This is a genomic window from Burkholderia sp. Bp9016, assembly GCF_003857765.1.
Taxonomy (GTDB): domain Bacteria; phylum Pseudomonadota; class Gammaproteobacteria; order Burkholderiales; family Burkholderiaceae; genus Burkholderia.
Map to the genome: position 1 here is coordinate 1 of NZ_QTPY01000081.1, position 1,108 is coordinate 1,108.

At 53.1% G+C, this 1,108-nt stretch carries 1 protein-coding gene and 1 pseudogene; one reads left to right on the top strand and one right to left on the bottom strand.

Annotated features, from left to right (window positions below; all coding sequences use genetic code 11):
* Positions 1-130 precede the first annotated feature (130 nt).
* Positions 131-229: pseudogene (locus DIE13_RS33650) on the bottom strand (IS5/IS1182 family transposase); the annotation flags it as partial.
* Between the two features lie 323 nt (positions 230-552).
* Between DIE13_RS33650 and DIE13_RS32510 the strand changes: the two are divergent.
* Complete coding sequence (locus DIE13_RS32510; RefSeq protein ID WP_012327536.1) at positions 553-960, top strand: helix-turn-helix domain-containing protein; 408 nt, start codon at positions 553-555, stop codon at positions 958-960.
* Positions 961-1,108: the final 148 nt, after the last annotated feature.

A 1,108-nucleotide genomic window follows, 5' to 3' on the forward strand; every position in this document is an offset into this window, starting at 1 on the left:
ATGATCTGGCTGTCCGTGAATCTCGATTTCTTCATTCCGTAGAACTCCCTCAACAAGAAAATTCTACTTCTGATCACTCCGGTTTCTCGGGGGGATTACCCTTCCACATGCGCGGCCATCCATACTGGCCTTTGCCGTTCATCTCCACGCAGATGTCCGTGCCAGCGCAGCCTGCATCGCCAAACGCTTCCTGCTCATGCCCGTGCAACAGGACGTGGCCCGGAGAAACGCCTCAGAAGTTACGTTCGAGTTCGGCAGGAAGACTCGCACGGGAAAGCGTCCCGTAATCTTCGAAAAGTCGTGGGCGCGTGCCTGATTCGCCTTACCCAAGGTCGCGTCGATGTCGTCCCCACTACTGACGATCAGCCGATAACTGTCAGCGACACTGGATCAAAAAACATCTATTAATTTGTATCGTCAAAAATGCTTTTCTGCGTTTTTAAATCTCGATGCAAAACGATCCAAAAAAACATATGAGTCTTGGATTTGCGAAATTGCCTTGATCCCGCTACGCTTATCGCATTCATCGTCAACAATTGCAGGACGGATCTTATGAGCGCGCTCGGCGACTTCATTCGAGCCAGGCGGAAAATTTTGGGGCTTACTCAGACCGCACTGGCGATACGCATTGGTGTGGACGACACGTACGTAAGCGCGGTGGAGACCGGAAAGAGGACTCCGGACGGCGAACAATTCCTGGAGATGATGTCGGTAGCGCTGGAACTCACGGACGAGCTTGCGCGCGAACTTGTCACCGTCGCGCGCAAATCTCAGCGCATCTTCCGGCTGCCCGCCGAAATTTCAACACTAAAACACGAGGTACTCCAAGCCATGGCGCTGGACGCGAGTCTTTCGGACGAAGACATGAAAGCACTTGCGGGGATACACGCCGCCTTGGCCCGAGGACGTCACCCGGAACGAGCAGAGAATTCCACTTCGACTCACGGAGGTCCCATGTAAAGAAAAAGCGCCACAAACCAGAAGGCCTGCAGCGCTTTTGGATCAGAACAAGTAAAGACTCATTCAGCCCCTAGTCTTACTGTGTCAATAAATCAGCATTGGAAGTTGAACAAAACGGACATCGCTGGAGCCGGCGCGCGATGTAGGC

Coding starts and splice junctions, on each gene's coding strand:
- DIE13_RS32510 (WP_012327536.1), top strand. CDS start 553: ATGAGCGCGCTCGGCGACTTCATTCGAGCCAGGCGGAAAATTTTGGGG.